This is a genomic window from Pseudomonas sp. 65/3-MNA-CIBAN-0223 (genome assembly GCF_040310425.1).
Taxonomy (GTDB): Bacteria; Pseudomonadota; Gammaproteobacteria; order Pseudomonadales; family Pseudomonadaceae; genus Aquipseudomonas; species Aquipseudomonas gregormendelii.
In genome coordinates this window covers 1-275 of record NZ_JBEOPV010000125.1, presented here as the reverse complement: position 1 = coordinate 275, position 275 = coordinate 1, and the positions used below count along the sequence as shown (strand labels likewise).

Sequence of the window (275 nt, the reverse complement as noted above, 5' to 3'; positions counted from 1 at the left end):
CTGTTGGCATCATTTAGTTGTTCCGTTAATTGATTGAGATCCCAACGATGACGGTTAATGGCCCGATTATGGGAGGTATTGGCCAGTTTTTCATAGTCGTTGCGGGTTCCCAGTAAACTGTGAATATAAATACCTGGAATTCCTTCAAGCGCTAACATGATGGTATGAGCACACACAAAACGTTGCATTCCCCATAGATCTTTACCTTTAGTGGTTCCTTGTAACGCATCAAACAAGGCTATGTTCATTTCGTAAGGTTTTTGCAGGCCATCTTC

1 pseudogene is annotated in these 275 nt (G+C 42.2%); it reads right to left on the bottom strand.

Features of this window, described 5'->3' with window-relative positions:
- Positions 1-275, bottom strand: a pseudogene (locus AAEZ09_RS28205) (alpha-amylase); the annotation flags it as partial.